The sequence below is a fragment of the Chryseobacterium endalhagicum genome (assembly GCF_016745235.1).
Taxonomy (GTDB): domain Bacteria; phylum Bacteroidota; class Bacteroidia; order Flavobacteriales; family Weeksellaceae; genus Chryseobacterium; species Chryseobacterium endalhagicum.
In genome coordinates this window covers 1,228,069-1,254,441 of sequence record NZ_JAELVM010000001.1, presented here as the reverse complement: position 1 = coordinate 1,254,441, position 26,373 = coordinate 1,228,069, and the positions used below count along the sequence as shown (strand labels likewise).

Genomic DNA, 26,373 nt, shown 5'->3' with positions numbered 1-26,373 from the left:
TTTTAGCAAATAACCTGATATACATGTTTTCACAACCCCCTCTTTCCCTCCATCCAATACGCCTGTGATCTCAAACACTTCCCATCCACGCCCTTTGCTTTAAGGAATTTCCGGATGACGGACATGGTACTTCCGTTTCCGGTAAGGTAGAAAACCACTTCATTGTTGTAAACGGCTTCTTTCTCTTCTTTCAAAAAGTCGTTGATGGCTTCCATGATGTTTTGTATGTCGTTTTTGGGCGAATGATAACCGTATAATTCCAGATCTTTTAATGCGGAAGAATCTTCCAGCTCGTGAAGACATACAAATGAGGCGTCTCCATCTTCTGCTGCTTCCTTGATGGACAGGGAGCTTCCCAGAGAAGTTTCGTCGCCGATGGAGAAGTGAATAGCTGCATTCGGTTCAAAAAAACGTTTTCCCCGTGGCATCAGTATTTTCGTGGTTTCTCCTGTGGAAAGACTGCCGGCAAAGCTGCTTCCTACAGAATCCGTATCGTGAAGATGAAACAGCACATCGAAAGTTCCTTTGTGTTTATTGAAATTGAATGGCGAATAATTACGGTAATCCCTTTCGTTCACTCTTATTCCTATGGCATACGCCGGTTCAAAAGGAACATCTTCCAGATCGGAAGCAAAACGGACAAGGCGAAGATCATTGGAAACGGGTTCAGTATGGATAACAGTGCATTCTTTAAACTTGGAGGACATGACATTTTCTAAAGTATCATTGATCCATTTAGGTAAGCTTGGCATAAATAATTTTAATGCAAAGGAAGCTTCAAAATGGAAGCCGGCCGATAGCCATTTCAGGGGAATAATTGGACTATTCGCGGTTTAGGATCTCTTCCGGTTTTTGTCGCGGAACTCAGAGGGCGGATAACCTTCCACTTTCGAGAATAAGCGGGAAAAGTAGGTATGATCGCTGTAGCCCAGTTCATACGCAATTTCTTTTACGCTAAGCTGGGTAAAGGATAAAAGTCTTTTGGCCTCTATCAAAATCTCCTGATGAATCCAGTATTGGGCAGATTTTCCGGTCACTTCACGGATCACTTCGGTAAGATAACCGCGGGTAATATTCAAAAGTCCGGCATAGGCAGATGGACTTTTAAGGGTTTTAAATTCTTTCCTTACAAGAATCCTGAACTTTCGGGTCAGTTGGACAGCACGGCTTTCGGTAGAAACTTCAGGGTTGTTTTCCTTCAGAAAAATCAGGGCATACAAACCGGCAAAGGCATTCATCAGGGACTGAACAACAAGAAAACCTTCCTTACCAGCCAGCATTTCTTCGGTACATGACATCTGCAGCATTTCCGCACAGGAACTGAGCTTTTTTGCCGTCATCTGATCAACAACTATAGGCTGTATATCGATCAGTGATTCCTCAAAAACAGATCGCAGGGCATCAGGCAACAGATCTGCTTTCACCGCAATAAACCATCCGCTGACATCATCCATAAGAATTCCTTCATGTACCTGCCCCGGCAGCAGAAAGAAAACCGCAGCATCCCGGGCTTCTATCGTCTTAAAATCGACCATCATTTTCGCATACCCCTTTTCCAGATAGGTAAAAATATAATGATTGTCGCGATGAACGCCTTTATCAAAAAGATTATCTTCTGTGCTGAGGGTCCGTTTCTCGATTCTTTCGATCAGAATTCCGTGATGGGTAATGCTGTTTAGATCGTAGGTGGGAATGGACTGTTTCATTGAAAATGGATGATGATGAGAAATTATTCTAATTTATTTAATCTGATTGCATTATTTATCACAAAGATAAACAAAGGTGATTTCTTTGTGGATGTTTTTAGGATAACCAAAGCCACTTCGTTTATCAAAGTAATACCAAGGGCATGACGAGAATAAGTTTCGCTTGGTTTATCTTAAATCTAAAGCAATGAATCAAAAATCTTATTTTATTTAATCTGAATGCCTTATTTATCACAAAGATAAACAAAGGTGATTTCTTGTGGATGTTTTTAGGATAAACAAAGCCACTTCGTTTATCAAAGTAATACCAAGGAATGGCATGACGGGAATAAGTTTTCGCATTGGTTTATCTTAAATCTAAAGCAAATCAATCAAAAATCTTATTTTATTTAATCTGATTGCCTAATTTATCACAAAGATAGACGAAGGTGATTTCTTGTGGATGTTTTTAGGATAAACAAAGCCACTTCGTTTATCAAAGTAATACCAGGGCATTGGGTGATTAGAATAAGTTTATGCCTTGGCTTATCTTAAAATCCAAAGTGGGTCAATCAAAAAAACTTTGCATGACTTTGCGGTTAAGAAAACTTATTATGAATTCAGGCTATTTCGCCTTTGACAAAGCCATTTTTACCGCTAAATAAGTAAGCACACCCGCCATAAACCACTTCTGAATCTTCACCCAGAAAGGATTGTTTGAAAAAAACGCAGCTACCTTTGCCGCTGTAAGCACGATAATAAAATTCACACTGAAGCTTACAAAAACCTGGACAATCCCCAGCTCAAAGCTCTGCAGTAAAACAGAACCATATTCCGGTTTAATGAACTGCGGAAAAAAAGACAGGTAAAACACCGCTACTTTCGGGTTCAGTGCACTGGTGAGAAAACCGACGGTGAAAAGCTTTTTAGTCCCGTCATGCGGGCTGTTTTTATCTACTTCAAATATATTCTTACTCCTGGGTTTTACAGCCTGGTAGGCCAGAAACAAAAGATAGACTGTTCCCAGTGTTTTCAGAACGGTATACGCTACCGGAACTGCCAGTAATACAGCCGTCAGTCCAAAAGATACCATGATAATGTGAAACATAAATCCGCATACTACCCCAGCCAAAGAAATAAGTCCTGATTTTTTACCCTGAGTGATGGATTTTGAAATCAGATAGATCATATTCGGGCCCGGACTTATTACTAAAACAAGGGCAGCCAGCACAAAAAACAGCAGTTCGTGAAGTGGAATCATCTTTTATTGGTATTTATATGAAACACAGCGGGAAATTCTACCCGTTATAAAGAAATATTAAACAAATATACATCATTTCGAAGTTTTTTATATTTCGAATATTAAAAGGTCCGGGTTTATAAGTTGTAATGTTAAAGCAATTCAATCTGATGATTTTCAAACCATTATTGTAAAATTGAAAGAGAGAAACTATCTGGGTGCGAGCAGCTCTAATGATCATGATCATGAGGCTGTCTCAAAAATAAGATGGTCTTTTTTTGATTGATTTCCACGCAAAGTTTCATTCTAGTACCGTATACCTTGAGGGGCAAAGACGGAATCAATTTACATTGATTCGATTAAGCGAGCGTATTATCCATTCGCTTCATCACGACGCAGTCGAATTCTTTGCTTTCCTTTAAATTTAACTTCGTCTAAAGTAAAATCTTTGCGTCTAATAAAATAACTCCTTTTGCCGTCATCCTCGAAAAAATAATCCCAAAAGAAAAAAGCCCAGCGTTATTGGCAGTTAAAATATAAACCATCCTTTCCATCATTGACGGTTTTTGTCCATCTTAAAAATAGGTCTTAAAGAATAAACAACAAGGGAGATTCTTAGGCGATTTCATAAAAAATACGTTCGCATAGATAATTCCGAACATCTGCAGGCTCATTTTACAATAATTTTGGGCCATACAATAACCCTATGGATATCAAAAATGAAAAGTTAAATTCTGCAGCACAATTGAGCTATACTGTTTATTACCAAAAGATAACAATGAATTATCAGACTGGTAAAGGTATTTTGCTATTTTTGTATTCCCGGAAGAGAGAGTTTTTTACTTTCTCCGGGATAACCACACCAAAACTATGAACCAGAAAACGAGATGCAGACTATTAATTACCCCGGAAAAAAGACTAAAAAGGTCGATCCATATGACCCTACAAGCACCTTCCCATACGGTCAAAACATTCAGCAAGACCTTTTGATCAGCAATATTAAAAGCAAAATATTTCACTCTTAAAAGGGGAAAACATTTTTTTTTCGCAATGACAGTAATATCGTTTGATTTTTTACGTTTGACAGTAAACTAACAACCATTTTCCTAATATTGAAAGTTTCATTATTCTAATTTTCTGTAACATCCATCCCATTAAATAGACTATTTGATAGATTTCTACTCCATTAAAATTTAAACTCAATGCAAAAATTGTTTTTTAAAGCTGCCGCCACAGCTGCTGTACTCTGTTTCAGCTCTATGGCTCTGGCGCAGCAGAAATACTCAGTAAGCGGTACTGTGAAGGATCACAAAAACGGCGAACTGCTGATAGGGGTTACCGTAAAAGTAAGCGAAGACCCTTCTATTTCCGTAGTAGCCAATGAATACGGCTTCTACTCGCTGTCACTTCCTGAAGGAAATTATACGCTGATTGTTTCCTATCCCGGCTATAAGGATTTTGAGCTGCCCGTAAAGGTGGAACAGAATACCAAGCTGGATCTTCCGCTTAATCAGGAGGAAAAAGAGGGTGAAAAGGTTGGAAAAATAGATGAAGTAGTGATTTCAGGGATCAAAAAGGATAAAAACCTTACCGCAGCCCAGATGGGAACTGAAACATTAAGCATTAAAAACATAGAAAAGCTTCCGGTTTTATTCGGGGAAAAGGATGTGATGAAGACGATTCAGCTTTTACCGGGTATCAAAAGCAATGGCGAAGGAAGCAGCGGATTCAGTGTGAGAGGCGGTGCTACCGATCAGAACCTGATCTTACTGGACGAAGCGCCGGTTTACAACGCTTCGCATCTTCTTGGGTTCTTCAGTACCTTCAACAGTGATGCGCTGAAGGATGCCAGCATTATCAAAGGAAACAGCCCCGCCCAATACGGAGGAAGGCTTTCTTCCGTAATGGATGTGAAAATGAAGGACGGAAACAATAAGGATTATAATGTGAACGGAGGCATCGGACTGATCAGCAGCAGGCTGAGCGTGGAAGGCCCTATTCAGAAAGAAAAATCATCATTTATTGTTTCAGGAAGAAGAACGTATGCGGATCTGTTTCTTAAAGGAAGCGACGATTTTAAGGACAGCAAACTGTATTTTTATGACCTGAATTTAAAGGCCAATTACCAGATCAATGAAAGCAACCGTCTTTACCTTTCCGGATATTTTGGAAGAGATGTTTTAGGGCTGGGAGACACTTTCTCTACGGACTGGGGAAACACAACGGCTACTTTAAGATGGAACAGCATTATCAGCAGTAAACTATTCTCCAATACTTCATTAATTTACAGCAATTATAACTACAAGATCAAGCTTGAAAGCAATGACAACACATTCGGTCTGGATTCCCAGATTGAAGACTGGAACTTAAAGCAGGATTTTACATGGTTTGCAGGAAATAAACATTCTGTACGTTTCGGACTGCAGTCTATTTACCACACGATTACTCCGAGCAGTGCCTCCGGTACGAGTGTGAGCAGCTTTCCGAGAAATCCGAGAAAATCATGGGAGAATGCAGTATACATCAATGATGATTTCAAAGCTACTGAAAAGCTTACTGTGAATTATGGTTTAAGGCTTTCTACTTTCAGCATTTTAGGTGGCGACACGTATAATTCTTATGAAAACGGGATTCTGACGGACAGCAGATTTCTGGAAAAAGGAAAATTCGGAAAGACTTATTTTAATCTGGAACCGAGAATTACCGCCAATTACCGGATCAATGAGGTGAGCAGCATCAAGGCAGGTTATTCCCGTAATACTCAAAATTTACACCTCCTGAGCAACAGCAGCAGCGGAAATCCTACCGACCAGTGGATCGGAAGCAGCTACAGCGTAAAACCGGAAATAGCAGATCAGATCAGTGCAGGATACAGCAGAAATTTCAACAACAATAACTATGAATTGAATGCTGAGATCTATTACAAATCCATGCAGAACCAGATCGATTTTAAAAATGGTGCCCAGATCACATTTGATACCGCAGCCGATGTTGAAAGTGAATTGCTGTTCGGAAAAGGAAGAGCCTACGGACTGGAACTGATCGCCAAAAAGAAAAGCGGAAGACTGACCGGATGGATCTCCTATACTTTATCCAAAACAGAGAGAAAAATAAACGGAATCAATGATAATGAATGGTACAACGCGAGAATGGACAAAACCCACGACCTTTCTATCGTCGCCACTTATGCACTGAATAAAAAATGGTCGTTATCCGGATTATTCCTTTACAGTACCGGAAATGCCGTGACCTTCCCTACGGCCAAGTATGAGCTGAACGGTCAGACGATATTCCAGTACAGCAGCAGAAATGCAGACCGTATGCCAGCCTACCACAGAATGGACCTGAGTGCGACTTATGAGCCGGATTCCAAGAAACGTTTCAAAGGTTCGTGGTCATTTGGTATTTACAATATCTACGGCCGTGAAAATGCGTACACCATTACGTTTGAAGACAACCCGAACAATCCGGGAACCACCCGCGCCATGCAGACTTCCCTTTTCCGTTGGGTACCCAACATCACTTATAATTTCAAATTTTAGATCATGAAGAATATTATTTTTATCATATCAGCCCTGTTTCTCCTCAATTCCTGCGAAAAGGAAATCGACCTTGATCTGGATGACAAAAGCGGAAACATCGTCATAGAAGGCAATATCACGAACCAGCCGGGACCGTATATTGTAAGAATCACAAAATCTGTAGCATTTACACAAAATAATCAGTATCCTGCAGTTACAGGTGCCCAGGTCGTTGTAAGCGACAACACAGGCCAGACAGAAACCCTGCAATACGTAGGAGACGGAAAATACATGACAACTGCTTTTACCGGAGTGGCAGGTAGAACCTACACGCTGAAAATACAGGCGGAAGGACAGCAGTACACTGCTCAAAGCACCATGCCTGAAGCGGTACCGTTTGATGGTCTTACGCAGGATTCTTTTTCTTTCGGAGGGGAAACGACCTATACCTTACTGCCTGTTTTCACCGATCCGGCAGTGTTGGGGAACCGTTATCTGTTCAATTTTACGATCAATAATATGTCTAAAAAAACCTTTGAGGTATTTTCCGATAACGTCAACAACGGATTGGTGAACCAAAGACCACTGTTTCTTCCTAATGAGGATGACGAGGATGATCCCACCGACCATAAGGTAGCTCCAGGAGACACGGTTTATGTGGAAATGCAGTCCATCGACAATAATATATTCACCTACTACTCTGCGTTGCTGCAGATCTCAGGGGACGGCGGACCTGGCGGAGGCCTTACACCGACCAATCCTCCAAGCAACATCAATAACGGGGCACTGGGCTATTTTTCAGCGCATACGGTGGAGAGAAAGAGTATTGTAATTCAGTAGAATCTGGCTCGAAGATGGGAGATGGAGGCTGGAAGACATCCGAGTAAATTTTAAAATCCTGGATCGGATTGTCAAGAGAATTTCCCCGGAAGTTTATTAAGATATAAAAATCAGTGAGCCTCTCCTAGAAGTTCTGACTTTGGGATCAATAACTTCCCTCTCCCATCCCCCATCTTCCTTACCTATAATATTAAAGTTCAAAAGAGCTGTTTCAATGATTTGGAACAGCTTTTTTTATTTTCAATCCTTTATTCTTTTCCTTCTGTTTTATATTTTGAAGGTGAGGTATTTTTATATTTCGTAAACAGTTTATTAAAATGGCTGGCGTCTGTGAAATTGAGTTTATCCGCAATCTCATTAATTGTATAATCACTATGTAAAAGGAGCTTTTCCGCTGTTTTCATTTTATACTGAATTACATGCTGCTGGATGGAAAATCCGGTTTGATTTTTCACATAAATGCTTACATAATTGGGCGAAAGTAAAAATTCCCCGGCGATATTTTCTATTTTCATTTTAGTTTCATCCAGGGCGTAAATGCTGATGTAGGTGAGAATCCTGTCGATTTTACTCAGTTCCGTATTCTTCCATGTGGTTGTCTCCGGATCATTGTTCAGATTTCTGCACAATAAGGTGATCATTATGGAAAACAATTCCGTAATGACTTCTTCATGATATTTTTTCTTTGCCGAAAACTCATACAGTAAATGGTGGGCCAGCCGGATAAAATACTTTCTGTCTTCACTGTTTAAAACTGCCGACTCGTACTTTACGGATCTTCCTGTGAGTAATAACTGAATGGTTTCCTTTACATTTTTATTTTTTCCGGGCAGCAGATACGTTGAAATATAATGGTCTGTAAATTTTATATAAATGAATTTTGTCTTTTTGCTGATGGTAAATTCATGCTGATCACTGGGCTGAAGCAGAAACACATCCCCTTTTTTGTAGGAAAAAGTAATGTCGTTCAGGCGGTGCTTCCCTTTACCCGATTCTATCGCGATCAGTTCATAAAAATTGTGGTTGTGATATTCTACATCCCAGACTTCTTTTTCAACAGTGAAGACATTAAAATCCCTGAAATTGATGATACGTTTCATATTTAATATGATTTTTACAAATATATAATAAATACATACATCATTTATTCCGCTGAATTTGAGAAACTTTGCATCAACAAATTATCAGCACATGAAAATATTTCATTTATTACCCGTGATTTTGCTGGGAGCCGTATTAACTTCCTGCCATAATTCCGATGCCGCCAAAGAAAAAGATAAAAGCATCAATACAACAGCATCCAAAAGCCAGTGGGCCAATGGTGCCCAATTGGTTATTTCCGTTTCCATGCAGTTTGAAACCGGAGGCCAGCCTGAGGGAGCAGAAAGCCCGTTTAGCGGAAGCCCTCTGCCCAAAGGACAACCCGATCTGCCTGCAGAAAGCTGGTACCGGTACGGAGCCAATGAAGGTATTTACCGGATGCTGGATCTGTGGAAAAAATACGATATCAAAGTTACCTCTCATGTCGTAGGAACAGCAGCCCAGAAATACCCGGAAGTAGCCAGAGCCATTGCAAAAGGCGGACATGAAATAGCGGCACACGGCATAGCGTGGGACAATCAATGGAATAAAAGCTATGCGGATGAATTAACCTTTGTAAAAGACGGTGTAGACGTGGTAGAAAAAATCACAGGTCAAAAAGCGGTTGGCTACAACTGCAACTGGCTGAGACGCAGCCCGAATACTTTAAAAGTGCTTCAGGAGCTTGGTTTCCTGTATCACATTGATGATCTGAGCCGGGATGAGCCATTCGTCACTAATGTCAATGGAAAAAAATTCGTGGTGATGCCTTACACGCTCCGTAATAATGATATTGTACAGGTGGCCGGAAATCACTGGAGCCCTGATCAGTTTTTATCCCAGTTAAAACATGAATTCGACCAGCTGTATGCCGAAGGAGCTACTAAAAGAAGAATGATGAGCATCAGCTTTCATGACCGTATTGGCGGAACCCCTGCCATGGTACACGCTATGGAAGAATTCATCAAATACACAAGAGAGAAAAGCAACGTAATGTATATGCGGAAAGATGATATCGCCAAAATGGTGATCAACGATCCCAAAACACCTTTAGATAACAGTGAAGAACAGTACAATCAATAATCACAACATTCATAAATCCTTAAAATTAATCCGATGACAAAACTTTTTGAAACTTATACCTTTTCCGGAAATCATTTAAAAAACCGTTTCGTAATGGCTCCTATGACCAGAAGCAGGGCTTCACAGCCAGGCGATATTCCCAATGCTTTGATGGCGGAATACTATGGGCAGCGTGCCTCCGCAGGGCTTATTATCACAGAAGCCACGCAGATATCGTTACAGGGTATGGGCTATGCCAAAACCCCTGGAATCTACTCTGAAGAACAGATTCAGGCCTGGAAGCTGACCACAGAGGCCGTTCATGAAAAAAAGGGAAAGATATTTCTGCAGCTCTGGCATGTGGGAAGGGTTTCTTCATCTCAGGTAAATGGTTTACAGCCCGTGGCACCATCTGCCCTGACCGCGGATAATACCAGTGTTTATATTTTTGACGGCGCACCCAATGGAGATGCCACATTTGTTCCTGTAGAAGCGCCCAGAGCCATGGATCAATCAGACATTGCGCAGGCCATCAGAGAATTTGCGGACGGTGCTAAAAATGCCGTTGCGGCAGGATTCGACGGCGTAGAGGTTCATGGAGCGAACGGCTACCTGATCGATCAGTTTCTCCGCAGCAATTCGAATATCCGGACTGATGAATACGGGGGAAGCAAAGAAAACCGGATCCGTTTTTTAATTGAAGCTACCGAAGCGGTTATTGAAGCAGTCGGCAAAGAAAAAACAGGGGTCCGCCTGTCGCCGTTCATTAAATTTAAAGATATGGATGATCCTGAAATCCTGGAAACCATTATGCTGGCAGCAGAACACTTAAACCGTCTGGATATCGCCTATATCCATCTGTGTGAAGCAGACTGGGATGATGCTCCCGCAGTTCCCCTGAAATTCAGAAAAGAATTGAGGAAAAAATTTAAAAATACCATCATTGCCACCGGAAACAAAACCCCGGAGGAAGGTGAAGAATTATTAGAGAATAATATGGTTGACCTTATCGGCTTTGGCCGAAAATTCCTGACGAATCCTGATTATCCTGATCGGGTACAGCAGAACGCACCGCTTAACGAAATATCAGATCCTCATACCTTATTTGGCGGCGGTGGAGCAAGAGGTTACACGGATTATGCATTTTTCAACACGGAAGAAGTACATCAATAAAAGTATTTCCAGAAGTAAAAATGTATTCAGTCAGTTTAATTAAAATACACAGTATTATGAAAGATTTAAAATTACAAAATACCGCCTACTTCCTGCTGAGAATTTCCATGGGCGTGAATATGCTTGGACATGGACTTGCCCGGATTCCCAAACTCCATGCTTTTGCTGAGGGCATGGCGAAAAATTTTGAGAAAAGCTGGCTGCCGGAACCCTTAATCATGATTTTTGGAACCGTTCTGCCGTTCGCAGAGTTTCTGATCGGATTACTGCTGGTTATTGGGTTTAAAACCAAATGGGCCCTTATCGCCGGAGCTGCTTTGATTGTTGTTTTACTTTTCGGAAGCAGCACGATTGAAAACTGGGAAGCCATGGGGATCCAGATGATTTATGCTCTTTTCTTTTATGTACTGATGATTCAGATCAGGGATGAAAAGCCTGTTCAATAGAAATCTGCCTTATTCTGAATGACTTTCCTGAGATTTCATTTTATTGATCAGAGGATTGGCATACATCGCCAGAAAATACTCTTTGGAAACGGTATCGGATGGGTCGATGCGCATCTCCAGCCTTCTCACAAACAGCTGCTTTTCTTTTTCGGTATACTGATCAGCATAAGTGCCGGTATTGTGAAGCAGATCGTAAGCAATGTATTTGGTTGGCCACAGCTTGTAGTTTTGGATGATGGATTCATCAATGAGCTGTGCGACAGCCTGTAACTGCTTGTTTTTATTTTCAAATTTCACCGCAATATCATCCAGTTCGGCATCAATGACATCTCCGGCATGCAGATGAATGCGTTTCTTTTGGCCTAATACACCACTGAGCATGGTCATAAAGTCCTCGTTCTCGCCTTTGATATATTCTTCATCCCTGTGTTTGGCCAGAAGTTGCGGCATTTTTAAGGAGTCTGTAGGATCATATTCGTAGGAGATGGATACGGGAACTATTTTCAAGGTTTTAAAATAATCCGTCACAGAAAGGTCTCCGGCTGCCATGGCAAGCATTTTCAGAACTCCCTGCTGGGTAGCATCGTTTCCGTCTTTGGTACGTCCTTCACGCTGGGCAATCCAGACGGAACGTTTTTCATGATGCAGAAGCTGTTCAATATATTCCGACATAACCTGGGAACTCTTCAGCTGCTCACGAAGCGATAATCCGCGCTGAACCAAAAAGTTACGGTTCAGTTTAGCCAGATCGTGCAAGAATGTTTTATGAACGAGATTGTCCCCGATGGCTGAAGCGGTCATGATAAGACCACTCTCTAAAAGCACCAGATTGATCAGCGAAGTATCTAAAACAATATCCCTGTGGTTCGAAACGAAAAGGTACGGTGTCTGTTTATCCAGCTTATCAAATCCCGAAGTGGTAAGGCCCTCAGAGCTTTTCGCAAGGATCTGGCGGATGGTGTGGGCGATAAAATTGTGCTGAAAATCGCTTACAGAGTGGATGTTTTTAAACTGTTCCCTCCAGATTTTTTTATCCGTATCGGGGAAAGTAAAGCTCATCAGCGCGTTCATCATCGGATCACGGGCTATTCCAAGTAAGGCTTCATTCACTTCACTGTCATCAAAAAACCTGATCTCATCGAACTTCGACATGCAATTATGTTAGAATTAAACTTTTTGCAAAAGAACAAAAAATTTATTGAGGTCACCCCATACTCTATGTTAAAGTATTATGATAAACCTACCAGTTCAAAAATTTTATTCTTTTATGGATTGGAAAATCTGGAATATGTATAGGAACAGCGTTGCAAAACATATAATTTTTATTCACGTAAAGTTAAATTTTGAAACTGCATATTTTAAGGAATGCAAAGGTAAAAATCAATCTTCGATTGATTCGATGAAGCGTCTGAATATAACGATTGCTTCATCAATGGCGCAGCCATCATTCTTTGCTCACCTTGAACTAAAAAGTTTTTTTCATAGAAATCTTTGCGTTAATGAGTTTTTATTTGGATGAACTTCATTTTTTACTTAGCCTTCATCTTTGGATCTGGGGGAAGTTGGAGCATATAAAGTTTTTTCAGACGCAAAGTTTTCAGCTGAATACTGAATATTTCAGGGTTGCAAAGTGAGGATCAATCCTTGATTGATTTGATTAAGCTGACTGGTCCTGCTGTTTTATCAGTGGTTTTTATTGCTTCTATCTTACTTTTTCCAGCAGGTATAATTTCGCTCCGGAAAAAGCGAGTTTAGGCATTACATTTCCCTCCAGTACCATTGTTTTGTTATTGACATCAATGACTGAGATGTAATTATTGGAGTTGTATTCTATATAATTTTCCTTTTCTTTCGTCAAAGGATTTTTGCCGAATTCCATTGAATATTTCACCCAGTCTTCATCTGCAGAACTGCAATGCACCGGTTTGAATTTAGATTTTTTAGCTTTGAAAACAATCTGGTCAAAACTATCCGTACATTCCGTCGCAAAAGAGCTTTCCGGATTCTGATCCTTTGAAAAATCTTCAAAAGAACCTTTATAAACCCCTACCACTTTCCAGGTTCCGTCCAGACGGTCCTCATCGATCTTTCCTTTTGCTTTGCTTACAGCCCAGCTGATCCCGTTTACGGTTCCTTTTACGGCTTTATAGCCTAAGGTGGCAGCACCTGTTACCACTTTGGCAGCGGTTCTTACCACGCAGGAGTTTAATACTAGAAGGGCTGAGAGGAGGAGGATTGTTTTTTTCATATTGTTTTTTTGTTGATGCGAAGATAGGATTTTTGAAAGATATGTTCTGAAAACTAAATTTCTAAGAATTTTAATTGAACTCCTTCTTCGGTTTTCCATTCTAAAGGGCCACTCGCAGATCTGGCTAATGTTGCAGCTGCTGCTCTGGAAGATGAAGTAAAAATATAATCTTTGGTGAGTTTATAAAAACCGTTTTCCATCTGTAATATCCCTTCTGAAAGCATTTTATGCCGTTCCGTTACAATACCTTCCGGTAATGAGGGCTGCTCTGTCATCATTAAAAGAGAATCTTTGTAGACAATAAATCCTTCAGTGGAAGGACTTCCTTTACTGAATGCACCGGCTCCGTTTTTACAGAACAGAATATGCTGTCTCATTTCATCTTGTTCCACTGTTTCTTCCAGTGATTCAAAAATTCTATGCCCTAATGATGCCGTCAGTACTTTAATATTTGATAAAAATTCGTCAAGTTCTGCCTGTTCTGCCTCCGAAAGTTCAGAACGTGTTGGAATATTCTGATTAATGGCATAACGTCCAGCATTGACCGCCAGCTCATACAAACGGTTTTCTAAATATTTAACACCGGCTTTATTAAGATATTGGTCTTTACTTCCAAAGAATAAAACTTCATTCCAGAAATCCCTGTTAGCAATATGATAAGCAAGACGGTCAGCAATAACTTCTGCTTCACCAATATAGGCCGCATAGTCATTATTTTCATCTTTCCCAATCAAAATATAGACACCCGGTTTTCTAAACTCTGCTCTGGAACTGTATTCCCTGATTTTAATGCGTGGAACTTTGATTCCAATTCCGGTCCAGTTACTGAGTTCTGCTGTAGTAAGGCCGTTGGCGGTACCATCCAAGAGGAATAGGCGTATGGTTTTTCCGAAGGTGGTCATGTTTCTTGAATTATGATTTTAAAGTTTTTATTATATTGATTTTTCTATATTTCATGCTAAACTTATTTCCAGTTTATTTTTTAATTTTTCCCACTCTGGCAAAAGTTTACTAATAAGTGCATAAAAATCTTTAGAATGATTGGGGACTAGAAGATGACAAAGTTCGTGAATAATTACATATTCAATACATGCTTTATTTGCTTTTATGAGTTCTGTATTTAGTAAAATATTCCCATTCGTTGAGCAGCTTCCCCATCTTTTTTTCATGAATTTATGCTTTAATGAAATATTATACTTTTTGAATTGTGGAAACTCATTAAGTATATCTTTTAAAATACCATCGAATACTAATGTTGCCCTTTTTTTATAGTCACCAATAACATATTTTTCAATGTTTTCAGTATCATTGGTTTCCACGATCATTAATCCTTTTGATAGTTTAACGCATGGTTTTCCTTTAGTTGGATTAATCACTAATTTATATTGTCTTCCTAAATACCTGTGAGTCTCTCCGGCAATATATAATCTTTCGGTAGTAAAAGGTTTATACAATTCAAAAGTTCTTTGTTGTTGCAAGATCCATTTTGACTTAGGCTTTACTTTTTCAAGAATATTTTTAACATCAGAATTCTCAGGAGCAGTGATTATAATATTGCCTTCTGGAAATACTCTCAGATCAATGGTCTTCCGGTTAGAATACACAATTTCAGCCTCAATTGTTTTACTACCATATTTATACTGAATTTTGCTCATTTAAATGATCTGTCTTTTGGTAATGGTGTAAATTTCTTCTATGAACGGATCAATTAACTCAAACGGGATTTTCTTATCATCTTCTAATGAAAGACTATAGAAATAGTCATCTAAATCATTAGAAATTTGTTTTTCAAGATCTTTGTTTGATTTCCAGTCAATAATAGGTTTTCCACCTTCATGAATTTTGTTTAGAATGATTTCCTGAACTTCCAGTGCAATTTCAGCATTTCTTTCTTTTTCTGTAAGATAATCTAAAAGTTTGTCATTGATATAGTTGAAATAGGCCGTGCCCAATCGGTTATCAGTTAAAATATCAGGAATATCGTCTTGTTTTCCGCTTTGAAACTTTTCCTCAATTGCTTTCATTTTATTGAGATATTCGGTTTCGTCAATACGGCTTTGTTTGTATTGTTCTATAGTATCTTTGATTAATTCAGAAAGTTTTTTATAAAATACAGGATCATCATCCATTTTAATGGAGATTCCTTTGGACGTTCTTGATGCAATGTGGTCGGCTTTTGCAGCTTTCCCAGTAATTTTTTCTACTTCTTCATCTCTTTGCTGTTTGTTAAAAATGTCAATAGGCTCTGTAATTTTCAACATTTCCCCATCAGTAGTAAGATGTTTGTCTATTAATTTCTGTACCTGAGGCTCATAAGCCTTATAATCAATATCATCAAAATATCTTCTTTTAACATCAATACGAAGTTGGATGAAAAATTTAGCATCTTTTTTATATTTCTCTATGACAGCATCATTTTTAACATCATTGAACTCTATAGTAGACATTGCAAGTTTAAATAATCGTAAGAATTGGGATAATTTTTCATAAAAAAGATGTCTTTTATCTTCCAATCTTAGTTCAACAGCATAGGCTTCGGTGTCATATTTATTCTTAATATTTGTGAAAATATCCCAAACCTCAGAATGAGCCTGTGGCAAATCTTTGATTATATCCTGTACATTCGTTACAGAACCTTTTGCATCATCTTTTTCTATGCCATCCAAACCAGAATAAATTTCGATGGCTTTGTCTAAATTCTCAAGATTACCATAATAATCAATGATTAATCCATAGTCTTTGCCTTCTGCAACACGATTAACGCGGGCAATAGCCTGTAATAAAGTATGGTTTTTAAGGCTTCTTGTTAAATAGAGAACTCTGTTATTCGGAGAATCAAAACCAGTTAAAAGTTTATCTACTACAATAATAACCTCGGGATATTCCTGCTTTTTGAAAGCATTAATAATAGACTTTTCATATTTTTCATGAGTTCCGTACTTATCCATCATAGATTTATAGAACCCTTGAACAAGGTTTTCATTTTCTTCAAATGCATCATCATGGTTTTCTCTGGTATCTGGTGCTGAGATTACAACATCAGAGGTCACTATACCAATTTCATTAAGATACTTTCTATACTGTATTGCAGTTGTTTTATTTGGGGCAACTAATTGTGCTTTAAAACCTGTTCCCTGGGCAAAATCTGCAAAATGTTCAGAAATATCCCACGCTCTGTCATAGATAATCTGATCTGCTTTATTAATGGTATTTTTAGAACTATACTTTCTTTTCAATTCTGCTTTTCCAAATTTTGTTAATGATTCTGCTATTTTATCAAAGAAAGTATCCATAGGTTTTTCATTCACCGTCATTGAATTATGCCTTCCCTCATAAATTAGTGGTCTTACCGCTTTATCTTCTACTGCATCCGCAATAGTATAATCATCAATAATTCCTCCGAATTTATCTGCTGTATTTTTTTCATTTTTCATCAACGGAGTTCCTGTAAAAGCTATAAAACATCCATTTGGAAAGGTTTTTTGCATTTTGACATTAAAAGTATCATACTGGCTTCGATGTCCTTCGTCTATCAAAACAAATATTTCACGGGAAGTAAAACCTTCAGGTTCCTGGTTAACGGCAGCTTTAAACTTATTGATAATGGTTGTGATAACAGCATCTGAAGTACTTTTTATGAGCTCAACCAAATGTTTACCGGTAGCAGCTTCTTTTACCTCAATATTACATTTCTGGAAGGTCTCTGTAATCTGCGTATTTAAATCGACACGGTCAGTAACCAGAATGATCTTTGGGTTTTTGATCTTTTTACTTAAAGCAATCATTTCCGCCAGCATTACCATTGTCAATGACTTACCACTTCCTTGTGTATGCCATATCACGCCTCCTTTACGTTTACCATCACTCCCAATATTTTCAATACGTTTAAGCGTTTTGGTTATCGCAAAATATTGCTGATAACGGGCTACCTTCTTAATTCCGTCATCAAACAAAATATACTTAAACATCAGTTCCAAAAGACGTTCAGGTTTACAAATATTATACAACAATTTATCTTGTTCAGTAAGAATGGTTTCATTTTTCCCAAGTTCGTTGAAATATTGAAGAGTAGAATAATATCTTGTCTTAAAAATAGTTCCATTATGCTCAGGAGAAAGAGGTTGTTGCTTCAGATCAAACAGTTGCTGGTTGTATTGTTCTTCTTCATTTCCATTTATAAACTTTTCTTTCCATACATTCCAGAATTCTTTTGGAGTAGCAGTTGTGGCATATTTTGCTTCATTGACCGCTAATGCTAATGTAAGATTAGAATATAAATATAAATCTCTGATACCATCATCTTTCTGATTTCGTAAATGCTGAGATATAGCTTCTTCTATAGGTGTTTTAATAATATTAGATTTACACTCTATAACCACCATTGGAATACCATTGATAAACAATACAATATCAAGCCTATAAGAATCAGATCTGTTGGTTCTTAGTACAGAGAATTCTTCAGAAATATGAAACACATTATTTTCAGGAGTTTCCCAGTCAATATATTTGAATGAGAAACTTTTCCGATCTCCCTCAATTGCCTGTTCAAAACTTTTTCCTAAAGTAATCAGATCATAAAAATGTTGATTGGCATTAATAAAACCTAAATGAACAGGAAGCTCTTTCAGTTCGTTAATTGCCAATGCAATATTGCTATCTGAAAATTCATGAATATTCCCTTTGTATTCTATTGTATTAATTTTCTTTAACTGTTCCTTTAAAACAGGCGTAAGAATAACATTAGATTTTCTTCCTTCACGGAGAGAAAGAGCTTCATCCGGGGCTAAGTAGGTATAGCCCATTTTTATTAATAACTGGATAGCCGGAATCTGGCTGATGTGATCTTCTGAATATGATGGTGTCATAGTTTGTTATATTTTAATCTTCATTTCCATTTTCAATTTCCTTTCTATCTACATTATCGTAAATATAATGAACTCTCATAGGAATATTCATTGTTCGTAATGTGTTAAGTGTTCGTAATAGACTAATCCTAGAAAACAATGGTAAGCTTTTAGATTTTTTTGCCTTATCATTTTTAGTTATAATTCCATAAGTTACACTATACGTTCCTTTGTCAATGTAATCATTCATTGATACATCGTTGTCAACCAATGTTTTTAGTTTCTGTCTTGCCTCCTCATTATTTCTAAGTAATTGTACTGAATTTACTCCTTGATTAAAAAGATGGCTCAGGCTGGAGGATCTCGTAGAAATTTTAATATGAGCCAATTCTAGATATTCGCTTTCTACATATATCAAATCACATGGTTCTACATTATATTGTCCTCTTGGTGATATATTTTTTTTATCTAGGCACTTAACTACTGTGAAAGCATCCTTAACAGAAATATTATAATGATCTTCTCTTTTTTTCTCGCATTGATGTAGATATCTATGGGTATCTACAAAAATAGGATCAAGTTCAGTGGATAATTTTTGAATAAAATCTGTTTCAATAAAATACCATTCTCCTTCACATAAATGATAGGTTTTACCATCTATTTCGCAGTCAAATAAAAAACTTTTAAATATTGTATAATCTTTAATGTTTCTATCATTATCGTCTAATATTTGTAATTTATGTGTGTAGAATTTCTTTATATCATCAATTTGATCAATTTCTCTGTCTGTTAGATAGTCTCTATACCCTTTAATAAATACATCTGTAAATTCTAAACCAGATCTGCCTGCTCCGGAATACTTAATTTTATAATCAGTGGAATAATCAAATAATTCAGGTATTGCTAGTACTAATTCAACAGGGGCAGGATCTTGATTGAATGCCTGAACTAATTTATCTTCCAATTGACCAATAACTACAGGATCTCTTACCGGAACAATATTTTGCAATTCCGGGAAATTTGTTTTATAGTCTTCTTTTTCGTAGATCTCAATTAGACTTCCACAAAGATCTGATATTTCTTGAGCTTCTAATTTTGATGACACTCTTAAACTATTACCGCCTGTAACTTTTTTAAATAAAGTTTGATATTCTTCCTTTACTGAACCGGTCATCTTTTGAAGAATGGTTTCATCACTTTTAAGATCAAAAAAACTTAATTCGGAATCAACAGGACTTTGTATTCTTTGTCTTTTGGCATTTTCCGGTTGAAGAATATCCGTAGATTTAATTTCTTTAGGGTTAAGTGCATTAAGAGTTGTTCTGATCCCAAAATCGTGTTCATAGCAATTGTCTTTTAGTTGATGGTACGTCGATCCAAAGGTTAAAACTATCCATCGTTCATTTATGGGTAGAAAAACCAGAGCACTTTTCTGTGTTTGTACAAGGGTTTTGCTTATTCCCCAATATCTCTTCCACCAGGGTTCTTTTAAAGGACTGTCCGAAATATACATAATTGAATCCTCAGGAAGATTTGTTCGGTCTTCCGTAATTAACTCCAATGTATGATCATCTTTTAGAGAATTTGATGGGTCATAACTTTCTTTCAATAAATAAATTGAAAATGATCTAGTTTTGCTCATATTAATGTTTTTGTTTTTTGGTTATTATGGTAATGTTTTACTTTTACATAGTTCTTATTTTTCCAGTCAGTAGCTGCTGCATCAATCCCTTTTTCTGCTGTTTTAAGTTTTCTAGCTTTTGTTTGTATTGTTGTAGCTCTTCGTTTGCCGTATTAAGGATTTTTGCAATTTCATTTTGTTCTTCCGAAGCAGGAATTTTTAGAGTTATTTGTTTTAAAGCATTGATTGACAATACAAGTTGAGATGTGCCAATGCTATATTTTCCTAATTTTCTTTTGAAATAATTAAAGTAATATAGAAAAAAATCATCATTCCCATTTTTTATTTTAAAAACAGGGTAATAACCACTGATCAATCCTTTGATAGTAAAATTATTTTTGTTGAATGTAAATAATCCATCATCGCTTCTTGATCTATAAGTGATATAATTGGGAGGTAAAACATTATAATCTACATTTTCTCTATCAATTAATCTACTTCCGGAATAATAATCAGACTGCATCATTAATCCATTTTTGGATGATGTGAAGACTGGAAGTTTGGATTCAGATAAGGGCTTTACATTATATTCATCAATAACGTTTTCTAATTTTGTTTTTGTCCACTGAAAGTTTTTAAATTCTTTCAGTCTCTTTTTTCCAGTCAACAATGAAAATGCTAATACTTTATTCCTTTTTTCTAAAGCCTTAATAATATTATTGTTTTCTTGTATAGCTTTGTCCCATATGGATAGGATTTCAGCTATTTTTTTTTGTTCAGGGAGCTTTGGAACTGGAATTTGAATTTTAGAAAAATCATTTTTAGATAATTCTTGAAAAGTACTCCCTGAGGCTTTTTTAAGAAAAACATGTTCTAAAAATAAAATATTGTAATAAAGATATTCAAAATCTATTTCCTTAAATGGTACAATATTTTTAAAACCTTGATTGGTACACATTTCAATTTTATTTATTACTACCTTCCCTATTGATGCTCTTGTGGAAACAATTATGGAATTTATGGGTAATAATTTTGCTGAGGAAGAACTTAATCCCAGATGTGATATCGCTTTTTCGGTCTTAAAAATATATTTATTACTATTCTTGGTAATATCCGTTGGAGTGCACCAATGAATTTCTCCATTCCAATATTTCGGATTATGAGTTCTTGGTGTACCTCCCGAATAAATTTCTCCAACTTTATTTAGGCTTTTAACCTCCCAGTCAGTTGGAACAATTCCAATGGAGGTATTTTTATACTTCATTTTAGTATCATTCATCATTAAATCAGATTTAGTTCTTTCAAATAATCCTCCATTTCCTTTTCTGTTTCTGCCAATTGGCTTTTCAAAGCAACAATTTCATTATAAACTTCTTTGATATCTACTTCTTCTTCCTCTTCAAAAGTGTCAATATATCTAGGAATATTCAGATTATATTCATTACTCTGAATATCTTTCAAAGTAGCTCGATAAGAGAATTTATCAGTTAAGACTTCACCCTCTTCTGTTGTAATCGGTTTTAAACCTTTAAACTTTTTATATTCTTCTACAATCTTTTGAATATGCTTTTCATTCAGCTTGTTTTGATTCTTTCCATTATCAAAATCATTACTGGCATCAATAAAAAGAACATCTTTATTTTTTCCTTTGGCTTTGTTAAAGATTAAAATAGCCGCAGGAATACCTGTTCCATAAAACAAATTGGCTGGTAAGCCGATAACAGCTTCTAATAGATTCTCGTTAATCAACTGTTCTCTTATTTTCCCTTCACTGCTTCCACGGAACAATACGCCATGAGGAACAATGACTCCTACTTTTCCTTTGTCTTCATAAGTGGTTTCAATCATATGAGAGATAAATGCATAATCTCCTTTACTTTTTGGGGGAACGCCTCTGTGAAAACGGTTAAATTCATCTGCGACAGCTACTTCAGCACCCCATTTGTCAAGAGAAAAAGGAGGATTGGCAACTACAATGTCAAATTTCATTAAAGAGTCTTTTTCTTTTAATTGTGGATGATTTAGTGTGTCTCCCCATTCAATTACAGCATTATCCTGTTCATGGAGGAACATATTCATTCTTGCCAACGCCCAAGTACTTCCATTGTTTTCCTGGCCATATAATGCATAGTTTTTACCGTCAATTTCATTAGCTACCTTGATTAATAAGGAACCGGAGCCACAGGCAGGATCACAGATCCTGTCTCCGGGCTGCGCATTCATAAGTTTTGCCAATAAAGTACTTACTTCTGATGGAGTATAGAATTCTCCAGCTTTTTTTCCTGCCTCTCCAGCAAACTTTGCAATAAGATATTCATAGCTATCCCCAATCACATCATTATCCAATAAATGAGAAGGTTGAAGATCTAATGCATATAAATCCATCAGTAAGTTTTTAAGGATCTGATTTCTTTGTTTTGTAGGCCCAAAAGCGGTTTCAGAGTTAAAAGATATACTACGGAACACCATTGCCAGTTTAGAACGGTTTTCGTCTTCCAGTTTGGTTAATGCAATATCAATTAATTCTCCAATATTGTTTTCGTTTCTGTTATTGTATAGATAATCAAAACTACTTTCCTCCGGAAGTAGAAAGCGTTCTCTTTTCAACTGTCTTTCTACCATTTTTTCATCGTTGGGGTATTTTAATCTATATTGATTACCCTTTTCTTTCCAAACATCAGAAAGGTATTTTACGAAAAGCAAGGTAAGGATATAGTCTTTATAAGAACCACTTCCCATTACTGGCCTAAGAGAGTCGCAGGCTTTCCATACAATGTTGTTAATTTCTGTTTGTGTAAGTTTATTTTGCATAATTGTTTATATTCCGGTTAGTTGATTAATAGTTTGATTAAATAATAGTTGTTTTTTTTCTTTTAATTCTTCCATTATTTTTATTTGCTCTTTGTGACAGTTGAAAAATTCAATTACTTTTTTTTGTTCTCCTATAGAAATTAAAGGAATTTCAAAATCCAATAATTCTTTCTTCCTAATAGAAGGAATTGAGCTTCCTGCACTTGCACTATAAAAATAGGATAGACTTTTAGGATGGTTCATCATACACAAAAGGTAATCGGGAAGAATAATGGATTGGTTTACTTTAATAATGTAAAAAATAGATGAAGCTATTGCATCTCCTATAATTTGATCATATTTGTAGGCAAAGAATTTTAATCCCTTGCTTACAAATATAATGTCATCTTGTTGTAATAGAAAAGAGGTTTTTACATCATCAGATAAAACATAAGTGTCTATATTGTCAAGATAGTTTCCAGAATCTGAAAAATTTTTAACTTGTAAATACAAAACTCCCTTATCCTGAACGGATTTCAGATAGGGTCCAAAATTGACTGTGCAAAAATCGGTAAGTTTTATTTTTATATTTTTATACATTGTAGAGTTTTTCAAATTTCATATCGCAAAGATTGTAAAAATATTCTAATTAACAAAATATTTTTTTGTAGAATTTTTCAAAAAAAATACTTGCTACAAAAAAACCATCATAATATTGATGGTTTAAGCTATTCATTTACAGTTGATTAATACTATTATTGGTTCTCTATAGATATTTTTATGCACCTCCTCCCCATCCACCTCCTCAACCTCCACACCGGCAAATACACAAACACCACAGACAACACTCCCGCCAGTACACCCACCACCACGGCCATTGCCGTAGCATCCAGCTTGTAATATTCAGACAGGTTGTATTGGGCCAGAAGCAGGGCAGATAATACCAATGAACCGGTAACAACGCCATGCAAAATGCTCAGTTTTGTCATCAGTTTCTTCTTATTCAGCTGGTCATCTACTGTAAACTCAATGGCTTCCTGCTCAGCAGCGATGATTACCCGGTTGATAATGTCAATCGTAAGGACTACAGGCAGAAATATGGCCATGGGCAGGGTAAGTCTCGCCAGGTTTTGCGTGCCTGAGAAGAAATGCGTGTAGCCCAGTTCCTGAAAGCTGGCATAAGCAATAATAAAATTGAAAAATACATTGGGAAGGACATAAAAAATCGTCCGCCTGATTAAAAAGCGTTTGAGGGTAGTTTTTTTGAGTTTTTTAGGCGGCGGTGGTTTGAATTTAAATTTCATGGGACGCGGTCAGGAGTTCAATGGCTTTATCTTTAATTTTAACGGCTTCTTCTCTCGGAAGGAAATATTCATTGGACATGAAGGTAAAATCCATCTGCTGATTATAAGTGGTAGCCACCAGTGTATTCGAATTCAGCCACGGAAATGCAACCGTAGGACTGAAAACCGTTTCCAGTTTAAACTGTTTATAATCACCGGGAATATTGATTTTCCCCATATTCGAAAGCGTTACATCATGTCCTCCCCTACTGGATTTCAGCATCGCGGTCATCCGTTCAACCACCGGGTGCATCTGTTCGCCCATCCACAGGAGTTCGCGGGCTTCCATTTTTTCTATTTTTTCCAGAAGGTCCTTTTTGATCTGTCTCGCGTTATCCAGCATATCCTCCTTTCCTTTTTTTATGGAAAGCTCAACAGTAGGTGCAAAAGCAAATACCTGATCCTGCCCTATCTCCGGAATAAAATGACGGACATCCACCGGACTGATCACCTTCCCTTTAGCCCCGGATCCCTGTAAATCTTTGAAAGCCTGCATAAATGAAGAACAAAGCAGCGCATGAACAGAAGTCCCATGAGCTTTGGACTTTTCAGTGATTTTTGAGGTCATTTCCGGATTCAGTTTCCAGTGGACTGCGTAGTTTTTTCCGAGGTTTCTTTTCTTGCTTTTCCGCTGCATCAGGAAGAAGAATTTGGCCATGATCCGGAACATTCTCGCTTTTCGTTTCTTTTTTTTCATATTGAAGTCCAAAGGCAGGAAATCATCTGCCGAGCTGAACAAATGATAAGGATTCAATGCTAAAGAAGGATCATCCAGCAAAGAAAGAAGCTCTCTCATGAGGTTCACAATGGATGTTCCGTCGCAAATGCAGTGCGGAAGTACCCAAAGAATTTCAGATACATCATGTCCTTTGATCCAGACCAGCCGGGCCAATGGTTCTTTTTCATTTTCAAACAATTTCATCCATTCTCTTTCTGATTCCAGAAGCCAGTCTTCATTAGTTTTTCTCTCCACAATCCGGAGCGGAATAGGTTCTATTTCTTTTTCTTCTGTAAAAAACGGATACTGCTCACTGCTGTTATCAATTCTCACCCTCAGCAGCGGATGTTTCTGCTGGATTTTTGCCAATGCCGTTTTAAAATTCTCTTCAGGGATCTCTCCGTTGATTCTTCCTGTAAACACGCAGTTCACAGGAGTTTGAGCATCAACATACATGATCCTTTCGACCATCATTAAATTTCGTCTCATCATAATACTGCAATAGGGTCCAGTTGTAATTTTACAGTTTCTATCACCTCATCCCGGATAGCCAGTGCCTCCGAATACGGCAGATAGCCTTCACTTCCCATAAAAGAAAAATCCATTTCTCCCCGGAAAGTAGAAGTCACCAGCGTTGTGGTATTGCCCAAAGGACCGATCACGGAGGGACTGAAAATAGTATCCAGCGTAAATTCTTTATACTGATGAGGAATCTGAATACGTCCCAGATTGGAAAACATACAGTCATTGGAAGATTTACCGTGCTTCAGCAGTTTTGTGAAATTTTTCAGGGCATCGTGGGCAGATTCCATCACCATCATGGTAATATAGGGATTCAGTTTCGCAGTTTTACGTTCCACCGCTTCCTGCATAGCGTATAAATTCTCTGCAAAATTTATTTTATAATTCGCAGAAACCACGATCATCAGACCAAATGCAAAAATATGGTCATCCTTGATCTGTGGCGCAAAACGTCTGATATCTACGGGACACGACACCTTATTGAAGGCCGCATTGCCCCTTACTTTTTTAAAAGCATGAAGCACCGCAGCGCTCAGAAAAGTATTGACTGTTACTTCCTGGGATTTGCAATAGGAAATTAACTCACTGCTCGTCTCTTTGTCGAATTTCCAATGAATCAGGTAGTCGTTTTTCCGTTCAATGGCTTTTTTACTGACAGGAATGCATTTAATGGCCGTAGCCGCCAGCCTTCCGATAAATTTAGCCTTTAACTTTTGTCTGCGGTTATTTAAAATTTCAGCCGGAACAACATCCTGAATGCCGAGGATAGGACTTTCCACCCCGATTTCTGCGGACGGATGATCCAGTATCTGTAAAAATTCATACAGGAAAGCCATCGCAGAACCGCCATCACATAAGCAGTGATGGAACACAAACAGCATATCTGAAAGCTCCTCTCCTTTGATCCAGATGAATCTGATCAGAGGTTTTTCTTCATAATTAAACAAAGTCTGCCATTCTTTTGCAGACTCTTCCTGCCAGTCATTCTCTCCTTTCCTCATCACCGTTCTTATCGGTATCGGCAGATGATTCCCCGGTACTTCAAACCAGGGAATATTATTTTCGTCATGAGTGATGATTGCTCTCAGCCAGGGATGTTTAGCCTGAATCTGACCTAAAGCATGCTGAATGTCTTCTTCTTTGAAAATACCGCGCAGCCGGAACGGAATCACTGCATTAAAAGCTTCCGTCCCATCGCCCAGCAGCATACGTTCACCAAATAACAATTTTCTTTTCATAG

The 26,373-nt window shown here is 37.7% G+C and carries 21 protein-coding genes; 5 read left to right on the top strand and 16 right to left on the bottom strand.

Translation table 11 applies throughout. The features are described from left to right. Window positions 1–29: 29 nt before the first annotated feature. The 3 genes from JET18_RS05535 to JET18_RS05525 form a co-directional block, all read right to left on the bottom strand. Window positions 30–752: a siderophore-interacting protein gene (locus JET18_RS05535; RefSeq protein WP_202089616.1), complete on the bottom strand. Its 723-nt coding sequence runs from the start codon at window positions 750–752 to the stop codon at window positions 30–32. Between the two features lie 81 nt (window positions 753–833). After that, window positions 834–1,706 carry an AraC family transcriptional regulator gene (locus JET18_RS05530; RefSeq protein WP_202089615.1) on the bottom strand — a complete coding sequence of 291 codons (873 nt, stop codon included), beginning with the start codon at window positions 1,704–1,706 and terminating at the stop codon, window positions 834–836. 604 nt (window positions 1,707–2,310) lie between these two features. Continuing rightward, complete coding sequence (locus JET18_RS05525; RefSeq protein WP_202089614.1) at window positions 2,311–2,946, bottom strand: LysE family translocator; 636 nt, start codon at window positions 2,944–2,946, stop codon at window positions 2,311–2,313. Between the two features lie 1,181 nt (window positions 2,947–4,127). On the opposite strand from JET18_RS05525, the gene JET18_RS05520 reads away from it, so the two are divergent. Both JET18_RS05520 and JET18_RS05515 read left to right on the top strand, forming a co-directional pair. Continuing rightward, window positions 4,128–6,467, top strand: a complete 2,340-nt coding sequence (locus JET18_RS05520; RefSeq protein WP_202089613.1) for a TonB-dependent receptor — start codon at window positions 4,128–4,130, stop codon at window positions 6,465–6,467. Window positions 6,468–6,470: 3 nt separating this feature from the next. Continuing rightward, window positions 6,471–7,286: a DUF4249 domain-containing protein gene (locus JET18_RS05515; protein WP_202089612.1), complete on the top strand. Its 816-nt coding sequence runs from the start codon at window positions 6,471–6,473 to the stop codon at window positions 7,284–7,286. A 248-nt stretch (window positions 7,287–7,534) separates the two neighbouring features. On the opposite strand, the gene JET18_RS05510 is transcribed toward JET18_RS05515, so the two are convergent. Beyond that, window positions 7,535–8,386, bottom strand: a complete 852-nt coding sequence (locus JET18_RS05510; protein WP_202089611.1) for an AraC family transcriptional regulator — start codon at window positions 8,384–8,386, stop codon at window positions 7,535–7,537. 91 nt (window positions 8,387–8,477) lie between these two features. On the opposite strand from JET18_RS05510, the gene JET18_RS05505 reads away from it, so the two are divergent. From JET18_RS05505 to JET18_RS05495, 3 genes are read left to right on the top strand one after another with little or no spacing between them, the layout of a single operon-like run. Next, window positions 8,478–9,449, top strand: coding sequence for a polysaccharide deacetylase family protein (locus JET18_RS05505; protein ID WP_202089610.1), 972 nt, complete (start codon window positions 8,478–8,480; stop codon window positions 9,447–9,449). Between the two features lie 33 nt (window positions 9,450–9,482). Beyond that, window positions 9,483–10,601, top strand: a complete 1,119-nt coding sequence (locus JET18_RS05500) for an alkene reductase (RefSeq protein WP_202089609.1) — start codon at window positions 9,483–9,485, stop codon at window positions 10,599–10,601. A 56-nt stretch (window positions 10,602–10,657) separates the two neighbouring features. After that, entirely contained in the window at window positions 10,658–11,047 is a 390-nt protein-coding gene (locus JET18_RS05495; RefSeq protein ID WP_202089608.1) for a DoxX family protein, read from the top strand. Window positions 11,048–11,056: 9 nt separating this feature from the next. Here JET18_RS05495 and JET18_RS05490 read toward each other — a convergent pair whose 3' ends face one another. The 12 genes from JET18_RS05490 to JET18_RS05435 all read right to left on the bottom strand — a co-directional run bounded on the left by JET18_RS05490 (window position 11,057) and on the right by JET18_RS05435 (window position 26,371). After that, window positions 11,057–12,199, bottom strand: a complete 1,143-nt coding sequence (locus JET18_RS05490; RefSeq protein WP_202089607.1) for a 1-acyl-sn-glycerol-3-phosphate acyltransferase — start codon at window positions 12,197–12,199, stop codon at window positions 11,057–11,059. 550 nt (window positions 12,200–12,749) lie between these two features. Beyond that, window positions 12,750–13,295 carry a hypothetical protein gene (locus JET18_RS05485; RefSeq protein WP_202089606.1) on the bottom strand — a complete coding sequence of 182 codons (546 nt, stop codon included), beginning with the start codon at window positions 13,293–13,295 and terminating at the stop codon, window positions 12,750–12,752. Window positions 13,296–13,348: 53 nt separating this feature from the next. Beyond that, the gene (locus JET18_RS05480; protein WP_202089605.1) at window positions 13,349–14,197 is read right to left on the bottom strand and encodes a GIY-YIG nuclease family protein; all 849 of its coding nucleotides are present in this window, start codon (window positions 14,195–14,197) and stop codon (window positions 13,349–13,351) included. A 51-nt stretch (window positions 14,198–14,248) separates the two neighbouring features. Then, complete coding sequence (locus JET18_RS05475; protein WP_202089604.1) at window positions 14,249–14,950, bottom strand: M48 family metallopeptidase; 702 nt, start codon at window positions 14,948–14,950, stop codon at window positions 14,249–14,251. Beyond that, entirely contained in the window at window positions 14,951–18,160 is a 3,210-nt protein-coding gene (locus tag JET18_RS05470) for a type I restriction endonuclease subunit R (RefSeq protein WP_202089603.1), read from the bottom strand. A 13-nt stretch (window positions 18,161–18,173) separates the two neighbouring features. Further along, window positions 18,174–19,781 (bottom strand): DUF6119 family protein, encoded by a 1,608-nt coding sequence (locus tag JET18_RS05465; protein ID WP_202089602.1) that lies wholly within the window; start codon window positions 19,779–19,781, stop codon window positions 18,174–18,176. A 43-nt stretch (window positions 19,782–19,824) separates the two neighbouring features. Further along, complete coding sequence (locus JET18_RS05460) at window positions 19,825–21,042, bottom strand: restriction endonuclease subunit S (protein ID WP_202089601.1); 1,218 nt, start codon at window positions 21,040–21,042, stop codon at window positions 19,825–19,827. Continuing rightward, window positions 21,042–22,571, bottom strand: a complete 1,530-nt coding sequence (locus JET18_RS05455) for a type I restriction-modification system subunit M (RefSeq protein WP_202089600.1) — start codon at window positions 22,569–22,571, stop codon at window positions 21,042–21,044. Before JET18_RS05455 ends, JET18_RS05460 begins: the two co-directional genes overlap by 1 nt. A 6-nt stretch (window positions 22,572–22,577) precedes the next feature. Further along, window positions 22,578–23,150 (bottom strand): restriction endonuclease subunit S, encoded by a 573-nt coding sequence (locus tag JET18_RS05450; protein ID WP_202089599.1) that lies wholly within the window; start codon window positions 23,148–23,150, stop codon window positions 22,578–22,580. Window positions 23,151–23,305: 155 nt separating this feature from the next. After that, window positions 23,306–23,854, bottom strand: a complete 549-nt coding sequence (locus JET18_RS05445) for a hypothetical protein (protein ID WP_202089598.1) — start codon at window positions 23,852–23,854, stop codon at window positions 23,306–23,308. Further along, the gene (locus JET18_RS05440) at window positions 23,844–25,103 is read right to left on the bottom strand and encodes a condensation domain-containing protein (RefSeq protein WP_202089597.1); all 1,260 of its coding nucleotides are present in this window, start codon (window positions 25,101–25,103) and stop codon (window positions 23,844–23,846) included. Before JET18_RS05440 ends, JET18_RS05445 begins: the two co-directional genes overlap by 11 nt. Further along, complete coding sequence (locus tag JET18_RS05435) at window positions 25,100–26,371, bottom strand: condensation domain-containing protein (RefSeq protein ID WP_202089596.1); 1,272 nt, start codon at window positions 26,369–26,371, stop codon at window positions 25,100–25,102. Before JET18_RS05435 ends, JET18_RS05440 begins: the two co-directional genes overlap by 4 nt. Window positions 26,372–26,373 lie beyond the last annotated feature (2 nt).

Excerpts from the sequence above, each read along its gene's own strand:
- JET18_RS05475 (WP_202089604.1), bottom strand. The coding sequence starts at position 14,950 with ATGAGCAAAATTCAGTATAAATATGGTAGTAAAACAATTGAGGCTGAA.
- JET18_RS05505 (WP_202089610.1), top strand. The coding sequence starts at position 8,478 with ATGAAAATATTTCATTTATTACCCGTGATTTTGCTGGGAGCCGTATTA.
- JET18_RS05495 (WP_202089608.1), top strand. The coding sequence starts at position 10,658 with ATGAAAGATTTAAAATTACAAAATACCGCCTACTTCCTGCTGAGAATT.
- JET18_RS05520 (WP_202089613.1), top strand. The coding sequence starts at position 4,128 with ATGCAAAAATTGTTTTTTAAAGCTGCCGCCACAGCTGCTGTACTCTGT.
- JET18_RS05515 (WP_202089612.1), top strand. The coding sequence starts at position 6,471 with ATGAAGAATATTATTTTTATCATATCAGCCCTGTTTCTCCTCAATTCC.
- JET18_RS05535 (WP_202089616.1), bottom strand. The coding sequence starts at position 752 with ATGCCAAGCTTACCTAAATGGATCAATGATACTTTAGAAAATGTCATG.
- JET18_RS05445 (WP_202089598.1), bottom strand. The coding sequence starts at position 23,854 with ATGAAATTTAAATTCAAACCACCGCCGCCTAAAAAACTCAAAAAAACT.
- JET18_RS05485 (WP_202089606.1), bottom strand. The coding sequence starts at position 13,295 with ATGAAAAAAACAATCCTCCTCCTCTCAGCCCTTCTAGTATTAAACTCC.
- JET18_RS05500 (WP_202089609.1), top strand. The coding sequence starts at position 9,483 with ATGACAAAACTTTTTGAAACTTATACCTTTTCCGGAAATCATTTAAAA.
- JET18_RS05470 (WP_202089603.1), bottom strand. The coding sequence starts at position 18,160 with ATGACACCATCATATTCAGAAGATCACATCAGCCAGATTCCGGCTATC.
- JET18_RS05440 (WP_202089597.1), bottom strand. The coding sequence starts at position 25,103 with ATGATGAGACGAAATTTAATGATGGTCGAAAGGATCATGTATGTTGAT.
- JET18_RS05450 (WP_202089599.1), bottom strand. The coding sequence starts at position 23,150 with ATGTATAAAAATATAAAAATAAAACTTACCGATTTTTGCACAGTCAAT.
- JET18_RS05455 (WP_202089600.1), bottom strand. The coding sequence starts at position 22,571 with ATGCAAAATAAACTTACACAAACAGAAATTAACAACATTGTATGGAAA.
- JET18_RS05460 (WP_202089601.1), bottom strand. The coding sequence starts at position 21,042 with ATGATGAATGATACTAAAATGAAGTATAAAAATACCTCCATTGGAATT.
- JET18_RS05480 (WP_202089605.1), bottom strand. The coding sequence starts at position 14,197 with ATGACCACCTTCGGAAAAACCATACGCCTATTCCTCTTGGATGGTACC.
- JET18_RS05525 (WP_202089614.1), bottom strand. The coding sequence starts at position 2,946 with ATGATTCCACTTCACGAACTGCTGTTTTTTGTGCTGGCTGCCCTTGTT.
- JET18_RS05530 (WP_202089615.1), bottom strand. The coding sequence starts at position 1,706 with ATGAAACAGTCCATTCCCACCTACGATCTAAACAGCATTACCCATCAC.
- JET18_RS05465 (WP_202089602.1), bottom strand. The coding sequence starts at position 19,781 with ATGAGCAAAACTAGATCATTTTCAATTTATTTATTGAAAGAAAGTTAT.
- JET18_RS05510 (WP_202089611.1), bottom strand. The coding sequence starts at position 8,386 with ATGAAACGTATCATCAATTTCAGGGATTTTAATGTCTTCACTGTTGAA.
- JET18_RS05435 (WP_202089596.1), bottom strand. The coding sequence starts at position 26,371 with ATGAAAAGAAAATTGTTATTTGGTGAACGTATGCTGCTGGGCGATGGG.
- JET18_RS05490 (WP_202089607.1), bottom strand. The coding sequence starts at position 12,199 with ATGTCGAAGTTCGATGAGATCAGGTTTTTTGATGACAGTGAAGTGAAT.